19 protein-coding genes are annotated in these 15,680 nt (G+C 73.4%); 8 read left to right on the top strand and 11 right to left on the bottom strand.

The features are described from left to right. Positions 1–7 precede the first annotated feature (7 nt). Positions 8–994 carry a tyrosine-type recombinase/integrase gene (locus H1D33_RS09435; RefSeq protein ID WP_181568435.1) on the top strand — a complete coding sequence of 329 codons (987 nt, stop codon included), beginning with the start codon at positions 8–10 and terminating at the stop codon, positions 992–994. A 19-nt stretch (positions 995–1,013) separates the two neighbouring features. On the opposite strand, the gene H1D33_RS09430 is transcribed toward H1D33_RS09435, so the two are convergent. Then, positions 1,014–1,385: a VOC family protein gene (locus H1D33_RS09430; protein WP_181568436.1), complete on the bottom strand. Its 372-nt coding sequence runs from the start codon at positions 1,383–1,385 to the stop codon at positions 1,014–1,016. 99 nt (positions 1,386–1,484) lie between these two features. Between H1D33_RS09430 and H1D33_RS09425 the strand changes: the two genes are divergently transcribed. Both H1D33_RS09425 and H1D33_RS09420 read left to right on the top strand, forming a co-directional pair. Beyond that, positions 1,485–2,291, top strand: coding sequence for a hypothetical protein (locus H1D33_RS09425; protein WP_181568437.1), 807 nt, complete (start codon positions 1,485–1,487; stop codon positions 2,289–2,291). Positions 2,292–2,340: 49 nt separating this feature from the next. Continuing rightward, positions 2,341–2,799 (top strand): Rv0361 family membrane protein, encoded by a 459-nt coding sequence (locus H1D33_RS09420; RefSeq protein ID WP_181568438.1) that lies wholly within the window; start codon positions 2,341–2,343, stop codon positions 2,797–2,799. Between the two features lie 3 nt (positions 2,800–2,802). On the opposite strand, the gene H1D33_RS09415 is transcribed toward H1D33_RS09420, so the two are convergent. From H1D33_RS09415 to H1D33_RS09405, 3 genes are all read right to left on the bottom strand, one after another. Then, positions 2,803–3,522 carry a thymidine kinase gene (locus H1D33_RS09415; protein WP_181568439.1) on the bottom strand — a complete coding sequence of 240 codons (720 nt, stop codon included), beginning with the start codon at positions 3,520–3,522 and terminating at the stop codon, positions 2,803–2,805. A gap of 62 nt (positions 3,523–3,584) precedes the next feature. After that, the gene (locus H1D33_RS09410; protein ID WP_181568440.1) at positions 3,585–4,979 is read right to left on the bottom strand and encodes an MFS transporter; all 1,395 of its coding nucleotides are present in this window, start codon (positions 4,977–4,979) and stop codon (positions 3,585–3,587) included. Between the two features lie 18 nt (positions 4,980–4,997). Next, on the bottom strand, positions 4,998–5,765 hold the full coding sequence (locus H1D33_RS09405; protein WP_181568441.1) for a glycerophosphodiester phosphodiesterase family protein: 768 nt from the start codon (positions 5,763–5,765) through the stop codon (positions 4,998–5,000). Positions 5,766–5,853: 88 nt separating this feature from the next. On the opposite strand from H1D33_RS09405, the gene H1D33_RS09400 reads away from it, so the two are divergent. Both H1D33_RS09400 and H1D33_RS09395 read left to right on the top strand, forming a co-directional pair. Continuing rightward, the gene (locus H1D33_RS09400) at positions 5,854–6,300 is read left to right on the top strand and encodes a helix-turn-helix domain-containing protein (protein WP_246411499.1); all 447 of its coding nucleotides are present in this window, start codon (positions 5,854–5,856) and stop codon (positions 6,298–6,300) included. After that, on the top strand, positions 6,293–6,661 hold the full coding sequence (locus H1D33_RS09395) for a DUF4180 domain-containing protein (protein WP_181568442.1): 369 nt from the start codon (positions 6,293–6,295) through the stop codon (positions 6,659–6,661). Before H1D33_RS09400 ends, H1D33_RS09395 begins: the two co-directional genes overlap by 8 nt. 111 nt (positions 6,662–6,772) lie before the next feature. On the opposite strand, the gene H1D33_RS09390 is transcribed toward H1D33_RS09395, so the two are convergent. Both H1D33_RS09390 and H1D33_RS09385 read right to left on the bottom strand, forming a co-directional pair. Further along, the gene (locus H1D33_RS09390; RefSeq protein WP_181568443.1) at positions 6,773–7,615 is read right to left on the bottom strand and encodes an SDR family oxidoreductase; all 843 of its coding nucleotides are present in this window, start codon (positions 7,613–7,615) and stop codon (positions 6,773–6,775) included. Between the two features lie 41 nt (positions 7,616–7,656). Continuing rightward, a complete protein-coding gene (locus tag H1D33_RS09385) occupies positions 7,657–8,427 on the bottom strand; it encodes a lysophospholipid acyltransferase family protein (protein ID WP_181568444.1) in 771 nt (256 codons plus the stop codon). Positions 8,428–8,602: 175 nt separating this feature from the next. Between H1D33_RS09385 and H1D33_RS09380 the strand changes: the two genes are divergently transcribed. Together H1D33_RS09380 and cydB are read left to right on the top strand one after the other, a co-directional pair. Further along, the gene (locus H1D33_RS09380) at positions 8,603–10,015 is read left to right on the top strand and encodes a cytochrome ubiquinol oxidase subunit I (RefSeq protein WP_181568445.1); all 1,413 of its coding nucleotides are present in this window, start codon (positions 8,603–8,605) and stop codon (positions 10,013–10,015) included. Between the two features lie 13 nt (positions 10,016–10,028). Next, positions 10,029–11,027 (top strand): cytochrome d ubiquinol oxidase subunit II, encoded by a 999-nt coding sequence (cydB, locus tag H1D33_RS09375; protein WP_181568446.1) that lies wholly within the window; start codon positions 10,029–10,031, stop codon positions 11,025–11,027. 76 nt (positions 11,028–11,103) lie between these two features. On the opposite strand, the gene H1D33_RS09370 is transcribed toward cydB, so the two are convergent. The 3 genes from H1D33_RS09370 to H1D33_RS09360 form a co-directional block, all read right to left on the bottom strand. Further along, positions 11,104–11,796, bottom strand: coding sequence for a hypothetical protein (locus H1D33_RS09370; protein ID WP_181568447.1), 693 nt, complete (start codon positions 11,794–11,796; stop codon positions 11,104–11,106). Positions 11,797–11,868: 72 nt separating this feature from the next. Continuing rightward, positions 11,869–12,327, bottom strand: a complete 459-nt coding sequence (locus H1D33_RS09365) for a peroxiredoxin (protein WP_181568448.1) — start codon at positions 12,325–12,327, stop codon at positions 11,869–11,871. Between the two features lie 45 nt (positions 12,328–12,372). Next, the gene (locus H1D33_RS09360; protein WP_307755385.1) at positions 12,373–13,206 is read right to left on the bottom strand and encodes a patatin-like phospholipase family protein; all 834 of its coding nucleotides are present in this window, start codon (positions 13,204–13,206) and stop codon (positions 12,373–12,375) included. 75 nt (positions 13,207–13,281) lie between these two features. Here H1D33_RS09360 and H1D33_RS09355 point away from each other — a divergent pair, with 75 nt between their 5' ends. Next, on the top strand, positions 13,282–14,010 hold the full coding sequence (locus H1D33_RS09355) for an SDR family NAD(P)-dependent oxidoreductase (protein ID WP_181568449.1): 729 nt from the start codon (positions 13,282–13,284) through the stop codon (positions 14,008–14,010). A gap of 52 nt (positions 14,011–14,062) precedes the next feature. Here H1D33_RS09355 and H1D33_RS09350 read toward each other — a convergent pair whose 3' ends face one another. Together H1D33_RS09350 and H1D33_RS09345 are read right to left on the bottom strand one after the other, a co-directional pair. After that, the gene (locus H1D33_RS09350) at positions 14,063–14,188 is read right to left on the bottom strand and encodes an MFS transporter small subunit (protein WP_281370372.1); all 126 of its coding nucleotides are present in this window, start codon (positions 14,186–14,188) and stop codon (positions 14,063–14,065) included. Beyond that, positions 14,185–15,603: an OFA family MFS transporter gene (locus H1D33_RS09345; RefSeq protein ID WP_181568450.1), complete on the bottom strand. Its 1,419-nt coding sequence runs from the start codon at positions 15,601–15,603 to the stop codon at positions 14,185–14,187. The genes H1D33_RS09350 and H1D33_RS09345 overlap by 4 nt, the downstream gene beginning before the upstream one ends. Positions 15,604–15,680 lie beyond the last annotated feature (77 nt).

Genomic DNA, 15,680 nt, shown 5'->3' with positions numbered 1-15,680 from the left:
TTCTCACATGTTGCGTCCCGAGGTGTTGCCCCGCGCGCGTCCCGCCCTGCCCGGCGGCCCGGCCGACTTCACCGAGGCGTGGCTGCGCAACCGGCGCCTGTCCGAGCACACCCGTGACGCCTACCGCCGCGACGTCACCGGCTGGCTGCGCTGGTGCGCCGAGCGCGGCGTGGAGCCGCTGCGGGTCACCTTCCTCGACGTCAACGCGTACGGCCGGGACCTGGAGTCCACCCCGCGCGGGCGGGACGGGCGTCCGCTCACCCCGGCCACCGTGGCCCGCCGGCTGTCCGCGCTGTCGAGTTGGTACGACTTCCTGGTCAAGCTCGGCGCGGTGCCGGCCAACCCGGTCGCCGCGGCGGACCGGCCCCGGGTCGACCGGGACCACTCGGCCACCGTCGGCCTGAGTCCGGAGGAGGTCGACGCGCTGCTGGCCGCCGCCGACGCCGACACCGGCCCGACGGCCGCGCGCAACCGGGCCGCGCTGGCGCTCCTGGCCGACCTGGGGCTGCGCGTCGGCGAGCTGGTCTCGCTCAACCTGGCCGACCTGGGCGCGGAGCGCGGGCACCGCAGCGTCCGCTTCGTCGGCAAGGGCGGCAAGGTACGCCGCCGCGCGCTCACCCCGGGCACCGCGTACGCGCTCGACGCCTACCTGGCCGACCGGGCCGCCGCGCAGGGCGTGACGGTGCCGGAGCTGACCGGGCCGCTGCTGGTCACCGGCACCGGTGGGCGGCTGGACCGGCACGCCGTGTTCCGGCTGGTGCGCCGCCTCGCGCAGAGCGCCGGGATCGCCGCCTGGGCGCGGCTGTCGCCGCACTCGCTGCGGCACGCGTTCGCCACCACGGCCCGCTCGGAGGGGGTGCCGCTGGAGGACGTGCAGGACGCCATGGGCCACGCTGACCCGCGCACCACCCGCCGCTACGACCGCGACCGGCACAACCTGGACCGCGACCCGGCGTACGCGATCTGGGCGGCCCGCGCCCGTCGGCGCGGCTGACCCCCGACCCCACCCGAGGTCAGTCCTTGCGGCGGGGGCACAGGCAGAACGGCTGGCCGATCGGGTCGAGCAGGACGGTCCAGCCCTCGCCGCCGGGCTGGAACTCGGGGCGGGTCGCGCCGGCGGCGAGCAGGTCCTTCTCGGCGAGCGCCACGTCGTCGACGACCAGGTCGAGGTGGTAGCGCTTGGCGCCGGTCTCGTCCGGCCAGGCCGGCGGCGCGTACCCGGGCACCAGCCCGAAGCCGATCGACGTGCCACCGGCGACGACCATGGCGTACTCGGCCTGGCTGTGGGTGATCTCCCCGCCGAGGGCGTGGGCGTAGAAGGCGGCGTGGGCGGCCGGGTCGGAGCTGTCCAGGTTGACCATCGCGAGGTTGGCGTGTGTCGTCATGCCGGGCAGTCTGCCGCCGGTACCTGCCACCTGCTGTCAGGTACGTGCGGGCGATTCTCGGGGCCTCGGCGGTGACGCCGGCGCGCCTATGCTGCCCGGGTGCGGGTGTTCGAGATCGCCGGGAAGGTGGCGCTCTTCCTGGCCGGGTTGAGCGCGATCGTCGACCTCATCTCTCCGGCGAGGCTGCGACGGTGGGGTGAACGCGCCGACGCGTACGCCCGACGCCGCACCGAGTACCGCGGCATCGCCAGGGTCGCGGCGCTGCGGGCCGACGCCCGCCGGTACTTCGTCGCGAACACCTCGGTCGCGACGGTGGGTGGGGTGGTGCCGCACTCCAGCCTGGTCGACACCCCACCCACCGGCGCCCCGCACGGGGTGGACGAGGCGGCCTTCCTCGCCTTCTGGCACGCCGTGAGCGACGAGGCGCGCGACACCTACGACTCGCGCGACGAGCAGGCAGGAGACCCGATGCTGGCGGCGAGCGCGCTGGTGGAGCGCCGCATCGACGAGTTCCTCGCCCGCGAGCTGCCCGACGGCGACCGGCGGCTGGTCGGCAGCGCCGCCGACGCGACGGAGCGCAGCTTCGGCGTCGCCCTCGTACTGCTGATGCTGGCCTCGATCGTGCTGGCCGTCGGCGTCAACGCCGTCGAACTGACCGGACTGGCGGACCAGCCGCTCCCGGTGAAGATCCTCTCGGCCGCCGGACTGTTGGCGCTCTGCCTGACGGTCCTCACCCTGGCCGCCATGCCGCTGGCGGTGCCCGGCGTGCTGGAAGGGCACCTGCTGGGCGTCGCGGCGCGCCTGCTCGGGTTCCTGGCCCGGCCGGTGCGCCCGGTCCGCATCACCGCGCTGGTGCTGTTCGTCGCGGGCTCGCTGATCGACCTGCTGGTCCTGCTGCGCAAATAGCCCGGTAACCGGCTGCGCGCCGGTCGCCGGTTGCCTACCGTCGACGGTGATGGGCAGGCAGCGGGTGGAGCACCGACCGGTCCGGCGTCGCCGGCCGATGCGCGCCGGTGTGCTGGTCGCCGGGCTGGGGCTGGGCACCTGCCTGATCGGGGTGGCCGGGCTGGCGGCGTGGAACGCCCAGGTGGTGTTGCAGGCCGGGGGGCCGGTGCGCGAGACCGCGGACGGGTTCTTCCGCGAGGTGGCCGCCGGGGACACCGACCGGGCCTACGAGCGGCTGTGCGCCGAGGCCCGGGGCCGGTGGAGCCGGACCGGGTTCGACAGTTGGGTGCGCACTCCGCCGCTGGTCAGCGGCTACGAGATCGTCGACGTGTCGGTGAAGACCCGGGCCGGGCGTCCGCGCGCCACGGTGGTGGTGCGCCTGAACCGCGACGGTGGCGGCAGCGAGGAACGCGAGCTGCCGGTGGTGTCGGAGGACGGCGGCTGGCGGGTGTGCGGGGATCCGTTCTGACTCTCAGGCCCGCGGACCGAGGTCGCCGGAGCGGTAGTGTCGCCGGCACAGCACCTGATAGCGCACGTCGGCGGTGTCGACGGTGTCGCCGATGACGACCTGCGCGCCCTCGCGGACCACGCGGCCCTGCACCACCCGGGCGTTGAGCAGCCCTTCGCGGCCGCACCAGCACAGCACCTCGACCTGGATGCGGGCCACCTCGTCGGCCAGTTCGAACAGCCGTTGCGCGGCGGGGAAGAGGCAGGAGCGGAAGTCGGTGGCCAGGCCGAAGGCGTAGACGTCGACGTCGAACCGGTCGACCAGCTCGGCCATCTGCTCGACGTGCTCCAGGTCGTAGAAGGACGCCTCGTCGCAGATCAGGTAGTCCACGCGTACCCCCTCGGCCCACGCGGAGCGGACCAGGTCGCGCAGGTCGAGGCCGTCGGTGACCTCGATCGCCTCGTGGGCCAGGCCGATGCGGGTGGTGACCTGCGGGCCCAGCGAGCGGTCGATGCGGGTGGTGACCAGGCCGCGGCGGCCCTGCCGGGCGTGGTTGTAGTTCATCTGCAACGCCATGGTGGACTTGCCGCAGTCCATCGGACCCCAGAAGAACTTCAGCGCGGCGGCGTGCAGGGGCCGGCCGTCGACGCCGCGGGCGGCGGCGCAGCCGCCGGCGCGGTCGTCGCCGGGCCCCGGCAGGGGGCGGGCCAGGCAGGTCGGGGCGGCAGCGGCGTCGTCGGTCACGTCGGGGCAGCCTAGCCGATCGACGCCGCCGCATACCGGCCGCGATGATCGACCGGGGGTGCTCAGAGCACCCGGGGCGGGGTGTTGCCGGCGGCGATGATGGCCCGGCGCATCGGCACGGCGGCCAGCAGCGCGAAGCCGACCACGAAGAAGATCAGCAGGGAGACCAGGCCGACCCGGTAGGAGGAGGTGAGCTGGAAGACCAGGCCGAAGGCGAGCGGGCCGAGCCAGCTCGTGCCCTTGTCGCTGATCTCGTAGAAGCCGTAGTACTCGCCCTCCTTGCCGGCGGGGATGAGCTGGCTGAACAGCGAGCGGCTCAGCGCCTGGCTGCCGCCGAGGACCAGGCCGATGCAGCCGCCGAGGATCATGAACGGCACCGGGGCCTCGGCGGGCAGCCGGAACGCCGCGATGATCACGCCGGTCCAGAGCACCAGCGACAGCAGCACGGTCTTCCAGGCGCCGATGCGCTTGGCGAGCGCGCCCAGGGCGAGCGCGCCGCCGAAGGCGAGGAACTGCACCAGCAGGATGGTCACGATCAGCGTGCTCTGCTCCAGGCGCAGCTCCTCGGTGCCGTACTGGCTGGCGAGGGTGATGACGGTCTGGATGCCGTCGTTGAAGACCAGGAAGGCGAGCAGGAAGAACAGCGTCAGCGGGTACGCCTTGACCTCGCGCAGGGTGCGTCCGAGCTGCCGGAACCCGTCGGTGAGCACGTTGCCGCCGCCGCCGTGCAGCGCGGCGGCGGTGGGGTGTTCGCGCAGCCAGCGCAGCGGCAGCAGGGTGAACGCGGCCCACCACACGCCGGCCGAGACGATCGACCAGCGGGCCAGGTCGAGGGTGCGCTGGGCGTTGCCCTCCTCGCTGAGCGCGGTGACGGCGACCAGGTTGAGCGCGAGCAGCAGCCCGCCGCCGAGGTAGCCGATGGCCCAGCCGCGGCTGGAGATGCCGTCGCGCTCGTCCGGGCCGCCGAGCTGCGGCAGGAACGAGTTGTAGACCACCACGGCGGCGCCGAAGCTGATGTTGGCGATCAGGAACAGCGCGCCGCCGAGCAGGTAGCGCTCGCCGGTGACGAACGCGAACGCGATGGTGGCCCCGGCGCCGGTGAACGCGGCGGCGGCGAGCAGCCGCTTCTTGTGCGCCGAGCGGTCGGCGACGGCGCCGACGACGGGCAGCACGAACACGGTGAGGAAGACCGACAGCGAGATCAGGTACGGGTAGTAGGAGCCGGCGGCGACGCGGATGCCCAGCGGGTGCACCACCCCGTCGCAGCTGTCGGCGCCCAGTTCGCAGCCGGCGGCCAGTTCGGTGACGGTGGTGAGGAACGGCCCGAGGAAGACCGTGATGACGGTGGTCTGGAACGCGGAGTTCGCCCAGTCGTAGAGGTACCAGCCGGTGCGTTCGCGGCGGGTGCTGCCCGGTTGCGCGGGCTCGGCGACGGCGGGGGTGACCGTATCGGCCATCGGGCGGTCCTCGGTGGCTCAGGCGGCCCAGTGGCCGCGGCTGCGGTAGACGTCGCGGAGCACGCCGACGTGATCGGTCATGATGCCATCCACACCAAGATCAAGTAAGTGGTGCATCTGGGCAGGTTCGTCGATCGTCCAGACGTGCACCTGCAACCCGATCCGGTGGCAGTAGGCGATCAACCGCCGGTCGACCACCGGGATCCGCCGGTAGGCGACCGGCACCTGGGCGGCGACCACGGACGGCGGCAGCCGGTGCGGGCGCCCGTGCAGCGAGGCCAGCCGCAGCCGGGCCACGGCGCCCATGCCGAGACTGGTGGCGACCTTCGGCCCGGCCAGGGCGCGCAGCCGCCTCAGCCGGGCGTCGCTGAACGAGGCGAGCAGCACCCGCTCGGCGGCGCCGGCGCGCCCGAGCGCCTCGACGGTGGGCGCCGCCGCGGCGTCGGCCTTGACGTCGACGTTGAAGCGGACCTCCGGCCAGGCGGCGAGCACGTCGTCGAGGCGGGGCACCACGGCGGCGCCGCCGACCCGCACCGAGGCGAGGTCGGCCCAGCGGAGGTCGGCGATGCGGCCGGGCTCGCCGGTGACGCGGCGCAGCGTCGGGTCGTGGAAGACCACCGGCACGCCGTCGGCGGTGGCGTGCACGTCGGTCTCCACGTACCGGTAGCCCATGGCCACCGCGCGGGCGAACGCGGCGGCGGTGTTCTCGTCGCCGTCGGCCGCGCCGCCGCGGTGGGCGAAGGCCAGCGGCACGGGCGCGTCGAGATAGCCGTGTCGGGGCTGCACGCCGGCAGTATGCCCGGCGGAGGCGACGTCCGGATGGCCGGCCGCCCAAATTCCCTATCCTTCCCTGTTGCGCCTACCATAGGGTGCGATGAGTAACGACATGTACTCGGTGGATCGGGTGGCGGAGGTGCTCGGGCTGCACCCGCGCACCGTGCGCGGCTACATCCGCGCCGGCCGGCTGCGCGCCACCCGCATCGGCAAGCAATATCGCATCGCCCGCGCCGACCTCGACGCGTTCACCGGCCGGCCGGCGCCGCCGCCCGCCCCGGCGGCGGAGGTGTCGAGCATCGTGACGCTCGACGGCGTGGACCGGGCCGGCGCCGACCGGCTCGCCACGCTGGTGCTGGCCGGCGTCAACACCCACCACGACCCGGACCGTCCGCTGCAGGTGCGCACGGTCCACGACGAGGAGCGACAGCGCATGACGATCGTGGTCCTGGGCGACCTGGGCGCCACCGCCGAGCTGCTGCGGCTGCTCGACGCGGTGCGTGACGGCGACAACGGCCTGTTCGCGGGGGAGGCGGGCAATGGCTGACGAGTTGTCCGAACGCGCCGGCGTCACGGTGCTGCTGTGCGATCCGGCCGGCCCGCCGATCGCCACCGAGGCCGACGCGCTGGAGCTGATCGGCGCGGCGTTCGCCGGCGCCACGGTGGTGGCGGTGCCCGCCGCCCGGTTCGACCCGAGCTTCTTCACGCTGGGCACCCGGTTCGCCGGGGAGGTCATGCAGAAGTTCGTCAACTACCGGCTGCGCCTGGTGGTCGTCGGCGACATCTCCGCGCACCTGGCCGAAAGCGGCGCGCTGCGCGCCCTGGTCGCCGAGTCGAACCGCCACGACCAGGTGTGGTTCGTCCCCGACCTGGCCGCCCTCGACGTGCGCCTGGCCGCCGCCCGGTAACCCCCACGCGATCTTGCACTTTCGGCCCTCGTTATGAGGCGGTTCCGCCCGATACGCCCGGGCAGCAAGTGCAAGATCGCGGCGGCGGCGACGGGGACGGGGGTGCGGGGGTCAGCGCAGCCAGCCGGCGGTCAGGGCGGTCACGCCGAGGCCGTCGGTGTCGGCGAGCTTCACCGCGACGAACTGGCGGGCGGCGGTCGAGGTCTGCACCCGGGGCGCGGGCTCCGGGTCGGTGAGCGTCGCCACCACTGCCGCGGCGGCCTCGGCGGGGGACTGGGCGGCGGCGAACGCGGCGGCGCTGCGTTCGAGGTACGCGCGCAGCGCCGGCCCGTACGGCCCGGCGGCGGCGACCGCGGTGTCCCGGTCGAGCCCGACGTTGGCGACGAACTCGCTGGCCACCGCGCCGGGTTCGACCACGCAGACGCTGACGCCCACGGTGGCCGCGAGCGGGGCCAGGGACTCCATGAACCCCTCGACGGCGAACTTCGCCGCGCAGTACGCCTCGTTGAACGGCTGTCCGACGACCCCGCCGACGCTGGTCACGGTGATCAGCCGCCCGTTCGCGGCGCGCAGGTGCGGCAGGGCGGCGCGGGTGACGTGCAGGACGCCGAAGAAGTTGACCTCCATGACCGCCCGTACGTCGTCGACGGTCTCCTGCTCCAGCGTGCCGACGTGTCCGGCGCCGGCGTTGTTGACCACCGCGTCGAGCCGGCCGTGGCGGTCCACCACGTCGGCGACGCAGGCGGTGACCGAGGCCTCGTCGACGACGTCGAGCCGGCGTACCTCCAGCAGGTCACCGACCCCGGCGGCGTCGGCGGCGTCACGCAGCGGGCCGGCGCGTCCCGGGTCGCGCAGCGTGGCGACGGTGCGCCAGCCGGCGCGGGCGGCGCTTACTGCGGTGGCCAGGCCGATGCCGGTGGAGGTGCCGGTGATCAACACGACGGGTGCGCTCACGCCTGCCACGGTCTCACCCCGGCGGCGCCCGCGCCCGGGGTTCAGCCGGTTCGGTGCCGCCGGTGCGCGCGGCTGGGGTCGACCGGGCGGCCCGGGTCGACGTGGCGGGGCCGGTCGGGCTCGTGCGGGCGCAGCGGGGCCAGCGTGTCGGTGATCGCGTCGATGATCCGGTCGGTGGCGTGCCGGGCCGCGCCGGGCACGCCGGGGCGCAGGTCGCGCAGGGCCACCGGGGCGCCGAAGTGCACCCGGATCACCGGGCGGCGGCGCAGCGCCCGGGCCAGGCCGCGCAGCATGCCCTTGGGGGCGCGGTAGGGCAGCACCTCGTGCGATCCCCACTGGGCGACCGGGACGACGGCGGCGCCGCTGGCGAAGGCGAGCCGGGCGGCGCCGGTCTTGCCCCGCTCGGGCCACATGCCGGGGTCGAGGCCGATACGGCCCTCGGGGTAGACCAGCACCACCGAGCCGCCGGCCACCGCCTCGGCGGCGATCTCCAGGGAGCGGTGCACGGCGGTGGTGCCCCGGTCGACGCGGATGTGCCCGGCGCGGCGCATCAGCGCGCCGAGCACCGGGGCGCGGAACAGTCCGCCGGTGGCCATGATCCGGGGGGCGACCCGCCGGGCGCGGCAGGCGGCGGCGAGCACCACCGGGTCGAACGGGCTGATGTGGTTGGCCGCCAGGATCAGCGGCCCGCGGCGCAGGTCGGCCGGCACGTCGCCGGTGACCTCGAGGCGGCCGATCAGCGCCACGACGGCGTGGGCGAGCATCTGCGCGCCGCGCCAGAGCAGCGGCGCGCGCCAGGGGGAGGTGTCCATCAGTGGTGGATGGTCGCACGTCGCCAGGTGATCCCCGGGCCCGGGACGGGCCCTCCGGCAAAGGTGATCAGGGTCATTGGTCCCGGGTCGGTTCGGGACCTGCGGCCCTCACATTCTTACTACGACGCCGAGTAGTATTTACTACGTCTCGTAGTACGAAGGCTGGGGGTTTCAGGTGGACGCGTTGGACGTCGCCCGCTGGCAGTTCGGTGTCACCACCGTCTACCACTTCTTGTTCGTGCCGCTGACCATCGGCCTGTCCGTGCTGGTCGCCATCCTGCAGACGATGTGGCACCGCACCGGCAACGAGCGCTACCTCAAACTCACCAGGTTCTACGGCAAGCTCTTCCTCATCAACTTCGCGATGGGGGTGGTCACCGGCATCGTGCAGGAGTTCCAGTTCGGCATGAACTGGAGCGACTACTCCCGCTTCGTCGGCGACATCTTCGGCGCGCCGCTGGCGATCGAGGCGCTCGTCGCGTTCTTCCTGGAGTCCACGTTCATCGGCCTGTGGATCTTCGGCTGGGACCGGCTGCCCAAGCGGCTGCACCTGGCCGCGATCTGGGCCGCCGCCATCGGCACCAACCTGTCGGCCTACTTCATCCTCGCCGCGAACTCGTTCATGCAGAACCCGGTCGGCTTCCGGATCAACCCGGACAGCGGCCGCGCCGAGCTGACCGACTTCGTCGCCGTGCTCACCAACAAGGTCGCGCTGGTCACCTTCCCGCACACCCTCGCCGGGTCGTTCCTGGTCGCCGGGTCCCTGGTGGTCACCGTCGGGCTGTGGCACGTGATGCGCAACCGCGGCAGCGCCGACACCGGCGCCTACCGCTTCGCCACGAAGTTCGGCTCCTGGGTGGTGCTGGTCTCCTCGGCGCTGGTCGTGCTCACCGGCGACATCCAAGGCAAGATCATGACCGAGGTGCAGCCGATGAAGATGGCCGCCGCCGAGGGCCTCTACACCACCGAGAGCCCCGCCTCGTTCTCCGTACTCACCGTCGGCAGCCTCGACGGCAGCCGCGAGGTCTTCGCCCTCAAGATCCCCTACCTGCTGTCGTTCCTCGGCACCGGCGACCCGAACGGCACCGTGCAGGGCATCAACGACCTGCAGGCCCAGTACGCCAGCCAGTACGGCCCCGGCAACTACGCCCCGATCATCCCGGTCACCTACTGGAGCTTCCGCTTCATGATCGGCTTCGGCCTGGCCGCCGCCGCGATCGCCCTGCTGGTGCTCTGGAGCCAACGCAGGGGCCGCACCCCCACCAGCCGCTGGCTGCTGCGCGCCGGCCTGGTCATGCCGGTGCTGCCACTGCTGGCCAACTCCTTCGGCTGGATCTTCACCGAGATGGGCCGCCAACCGTGGATCGTCTTCGGCGAGATGCTCACCCGCAACGGCGTGTCCCGCAGCGTCTCGCTGACCGAGGTGCTCACCTCCTTCACCGCCTTCACCCTCATCTACGCCACCCTCGCGGTGATCGAGTTCAAGCTGCTGGTCCGCTACGCCCGCGCCGGCGTGCCGGACGTCGACCCGCAACCCGCCGACGACGACACCGACGACGCCGAGCGCCCGCTCGCGTTCGCCTACTGACCCGGAGCCCACCGTGGAACTGACGACCGTCTGGTTTCTCCTCGTCGCCGTGCTCTTCACCGGCTACTTCATCCTCGAAGGCTTCGACTTCGGCGTCGGCATGCTGCTGCCCGTGCTCGGGCGCGACGACCGGCAACGCCGCGTCCTGATCAACACCATCGGCCCGGTGTGGGACGGCAACGAGGTGTGGCTGATCACCGCCGGCGGCGCCATGTTCGCCGCGTTCCCCGAGTGGTACGCCACCCTGTTCTCCGGCTTCTACCTGCCGCTGCTGCTCATCCTGCTCGCCCTGATCGCCCGCGGCGTCGCCTTCGAATACCGGCACAAGCGCCCCGAGGCGTCCTGGAAACGCCGCTGGGACCAGGCCATCTTCGCCGGTTCAGCGGTGCCGGCCGTGCTGTGGGGCGTGGCGTTCGCCAACATCTTCCGCGGCGTGCCGCTGGACGCCGACCACGAGTACGTCGGCGGCCTGCTCGACCTGCTGCACCCGTACGCGCTGCTCGGCGGCCTGACCACGCTGGGCCTGTTCCTCACCCACGGCGCGGTGTTCCTCGCCCTCAAGACCACCGGCGACATCCGCGAGCGCGCCGGCGCCCTCGCCGTCAAGCTCGGCGCCGGCACCGCCGTGGCCGCGGTGGCGTTCCTCGGCTGGTCGCTGACCATCCGCTCCAGCGCCGCCGCCGTCGTGCTCGCCGCCGGCGCCGCGCTCGCCCTGCTCGGCGGCCTCGCCGCGGCCCGGGTACGCCGCGAGGGCTGGGCGTTCACCGGCACCGCCGTGGCCATCGCCCTGGCCGTGGCCACCCTGTTCGCCGCGCTGTTCCCCAACGTGCTGCCGTCCACCGCCGACCCGGCCGGCACACTCACCGCCGTCAACGCCGCGTCCACCCCGTACACCTTGAAGATCATGACCTGGGTGGCGGTGGTGTTCACCCCGATCGTGCTCGCCTATCAAGGTTGGACCTACTGGGTGTTCCGCCGCCGAATCGGGGTACAGAACATTCCGCAACACTGATGGACCTGTGGGCGCAGGGGTACGCGGGGCCGGTGCGAGGGGGTCGCACCGGCCCCGCGGGGCGTCCGGACCCCGCTCAGCGCGCCTCGCGCAGCTCCGCCAGCCGCGCCTCGATCTCGGCCAGCTCGGCGCGCAGCTTCTCCGCCTGCTGCTCCGCCTCGGCCCGCTCGGCGGCCAGGATCTGCTCCACCGCCTCCTGCACCCCCGGCACGTCCACCAGCGCCACCATCCGCAGCGCCTCCGCCGGCTTCACCACGTACGGCCGCGCGAGGGCCTTCGTGCCCTGCTGCGCGGCCACGGTCCACTCACCGTCGGCGTAGGCCAGCGTCACGGTCAACCCGGCCGGGCTCTTCGCCTTCGCCGCCTTCACCGCCCGCTTCGCCGGCTTCGGCTCCGCCTGCTGCTGCTCCACCTTCGGCTCCTCCCGCCGCGGCGCCGGCACCCGCGGCGTGTCCAGCACGAACTCCGGCTCCGCGACCGCCGGCGCGCTCGGCGGCTCCGGCTGCGGCTTCGCCTCGGCGGCCGGCTTACGCCCGGCGCCCCGCGGCGCGATCGCCACGTCGGCGGGGGAGAAGGGCAACTCGTCGCGGCCGAAACGCACCACCACGAACTCCTCCGACGCCGCCGGGTCGGTCAACTCCACCACCTGCCCGAGCTGCCCGGCCATCTGCCCGGCCGCCTCGGTGAACACCACCCGCGGTTTGCGGCCCGCCGCCAACGACTCACGGATCTGCTGGACCTCGTCAGTGGACAAACCCTGAACCGCCATCACGCCACGCCCTCTTCCGTACACCTGTCTGATTGCCGCCCTTGATACCAGGCCGGGGCGACAGCGCGACGATCAACCCCCGAGCGCCCGCAACGCCGCGTCGGCGTGCTCGTTCATGCTCAGCTCGCTGTGCACCACCGCCAGCACCCGCCGGTCCGCGCCGATCACGAACGTCATCCGCCGGGTGCTCAACGCGCCCAGCGGCAGCCGCCGCCGCACCCCGAACGCGTCGGCCACCGCGCCGTCGACGTCCGACAGCAGCGGATAGTCGAAGTCGTGCCGGCGGGCGAACTCCGCCTGCCGCTCCACCGCGTCGCGGCTGATCCCCACCCGCGTCGCGCCCACCGCCGTGAACTCCGCCGCCAGGTCCCGGAAATGGCAGCTCTCCGCCGTGCACCCACGGGTCATCGCCGCCGGGTAGAAGAACAACACCACCGGACCCGCGGCCAGGAACTCCGACAGCCGCCGCGGCGTGCCCGTCTGGTCCGGCAGCGTGAAGTCCTCGACCAGGTCACCGACACCGACACCCACCACAGACCTCCCACACCTCACGACCGATGCGGTGAGCCTAGGCGATCACACCCACACCGCCGCCACCTCGTCGGCCACGACCGCGGCCTGCGCGAACCCGGCACGCGCCGACGCTGCCCGCCGCGTCGGGTCCAGCACGTTACGCCCGATCGCCGCGCGCGCCGCCCGGTCCGGCGCCACCACCGCCACCCGCGCCCCCGCCGACCGCAACGCCGCCACCTGCGCCGACAACCGCGGCATCGGCCCCACCGCGGCGCTCGTCGGCGCCAGCACCACCACCCGTTCGGCCCCGGCGGCCAGGTCCGCGTTCACCGGCGACCGCACCCCACCGTCGACGTAGCGCCGCCCACCGATGGTCACCGGCGGCCACACCCCGGGCACCGCGCAACTCGCCCCGACCGCCTCCACCAACGACACCCCGCTGCCGGCGTCGAACACCACGAACTCACCCGAGGCCGCGTCGACCGCGGTGACCAGCAGCCGCCGCGCCGGCCACACCGCCGTGGGCAGCCGCGCCGCGATCACCGCCCGCCGCGACTCCTCCGACGGGGTACGCGCCGACAACGCCAACGCACCCACCCTCGCCCGGGCCCGCGCCGCGTCCCGACCCCGCGCCCCGGCCCACGCCCACCGCGCCAACACACCCAGGCCCAGCCGCGCCGGCACCTCGTCGCGCGGCGGGCGCAACTGCGCCTCGTACAGCTCCGCCGCCGGCACACCCGAGCACACCTGCGCCCCCACCACCGACCCCGCCGACGTGCCCACCACCAGGTCCGCCTCGTCGCACGCCACACCCCGCTCGGCCAGCCCGGCCAGCAACCCCAGCTCCCAGGCCACCCCGGTCACCCCACCGCCGCCCAGCACCAACGCCCGCCCCATGTGACAGTCCTCTCCGTCCCCGGTGGTCCCGCCCACGGTAACGTCGCCCCCACCGGCAGGGCAGGGGAGAACGCATTGACCTGGATCACCATCGTCACCGGTGGCGGGCGCGGCATCGGCGCGGCCACCGCCCGACGGCTCGCCGCCGACGGACACGACCTGGTCCTCGGCTACCGCGCCGACCACGACGCCGCCGCGGCCGTCGCCGCCGACGTGCGCGCCGCCGGCCGCCGCGCCGTCACCGTCGCCGCCGACACCACCGACCCCGCGCAGGTGGACCGGCTCTTCGCCGCCGCCGACCGGCTCGGCCCGCTCACCGGCCTGGTCAACAACGCCGGCGTCACCAGCCCCATCGGCCCGTTCACCGACCTGCGCGCCGAGGACCTGCGCGAGGTCGTCGACGTCAACCTCGTCGGCTACGTGCTCTGCGCCCAGCGGGCCGCCCGCCGGATGAACGCCGGCGGCGCGATCGTCAACGTCTCCTCCGCCGCCGCCACCCTCGGCAGCCCCGGCGAATACATCCACTACGCCGCCGTGAAGGCCGCCACCGACACCCTCACCGTCGGCCTGGCCAAGGAACTCGCGCCGCGCGGCATCCGCGTCAACGCCGTCGCCCCCGGCATCATCCGCACCGACATCCACGCCCGCTCCGGCGTGCCCGACCGCCCCGACCGCGCCGCCGGGCGCATCCCGCTGGGCCGCGCCGGCGAACCCGACGAGGTCGCCGGCGCGATCGCGCACCTGCTCGGACCGGACGCCTCCTACACCACCGGCGCGGTCCTACGCGTCGCCGGCGGCCTCTGACGACGACGGCGGCCCGGGGGACACCCCCGGACCGCCGCCCACCCGCCGACGCTCAGTGGGTGAACAACTTCGCCGCCGTGATCACCGTCTGCACCACGCCGTAACCCAGCAGCACGGCCACCACCAGCCACGACACCACCAGGCGGACCTGCTGCCCGCCACCGCTGCGCTCGTTCACGACCCACTCCGCTCCGCCGTCACCGGCTGCCCGTCCGCCATCTCGTCCCGGCCCGACGCCGGCTCGTGGAACCGCTGCGGCACCGGCCGGATCAGCAGGTTCGCCACCAACCCCACCGCCAGCACCCCGACCATCGTGAACAGCGCCGGCCGGTACGCCGACGCGGTCAACGAACCCGGCTCGCCCTGCGCGTCGAGGAACGCGTTGACGATCAGCGGACCGGCCACCCCCGCCGCCGACCACGCGGTCAACAGCCGGCCGTGGATCGCGCCCACCTCGAACGTGCCGAACAGGTCCCGCAGGTACGCCGGCGCGGTCGCGAACCCGCCGCCGTAGAACGACAGGATCACGCACGCCAGCAGCACGAACAACGCCGTCGCGCTCTGCCCCACCAACGCCAGCAGCAGGTACAGCACCAACCCGACGCCCAGGTACACCACGTAGATCGGCTTGCGGCCGATCACGTCCGACGTCGAGGACCACACGAACCGGCCGGCCATGTTGAACAGCGACAGCAGCCCGACGAACCCGCCGGCCGCCGCCACCGACACCGCCGAGGTGCCGTTGTCCCGGAAGAAGTCCTGGATCATCGGGCTGGCCTGCTCCAGGATGCCGATGCCCGCGGTCACGTTGCAGAACAGCACCACCCACAGCAGCCAGAACGAGCGGGTCTTCACCGCGTTCGCCGCCGACACGTTCGCGGTCGTCACCATCGGCTTCGCCGCCACGCTCGCCGGGTCGAACCCGGCCGGACGCCAGTCCGGCGCCGGCACCCGCACGTTGAACACCCCGAACATCATGATCACGAAGTAGCCGACACCCAGCGTCACGAACAACCACACCAGCGCCGACCCCGACGCCGTCGACCCGCTGTTCGACGGGTCGTACCCGGAGTCGAAGAACGACAGCAACTGCCGCGACAGGGGAGAGGCCACCATCGCCCCACCACCGAACCCCATGATCGCCAGACCGGTCGCCAGACCCGGCCGGTCCGGGAACCACTTGATCAACGTCGAGACGGGGGAGATGTACCCGATCCCCAGCCCGATGCCGCCCAACACCCCGTACCCCAGGTACAGCAGCCACAACTGCGACGTCGCGATGCCCAACGCGCCCACCAGGAACCCGACCGCCCAGAAACACGCCGAGACGAACATCGCCTTGCGCGGCCCGTTCGCCTCCACCCACGTCCCGGCCACCGCGGCCGACAACCCCAGCATCACGATCGCGATGCTGAAGATCACCCCGATCGCCGTCTGCCCGGTGTCGAAGTGCGCGATCAGGGAGTTCTTGTACACGCTCGTCGCGTAGACCTGCCCGATGCAGAGATGGATCGCCAGCGCCGCCGGCGGGATCAACCACCGGCTGTACCCCGGCGGCGCGACGGTGTGCCGACGATCGAGTGCGGAAAGCATCAGTGCTTCCTCCGTCCAGATGGCGAGAACACCTCGCTTCATGCCCCGCCCGTACGCTGCGCCCAAACCCACCCCGC

This window comes from Micromonospora ferruginea (assembly GCF_013694245.2).
Lineage (GTDB): Bacteria > Actinomycetota > Actinomycetes > Mycobacteriales > Micromonosporaceae > Micromonospora > Micromonospora robiginosa.
Note: the sequence above shows the minus strand (reverse complement) of the source record. Positions and strands in the feature narration are given on the sequence as shown.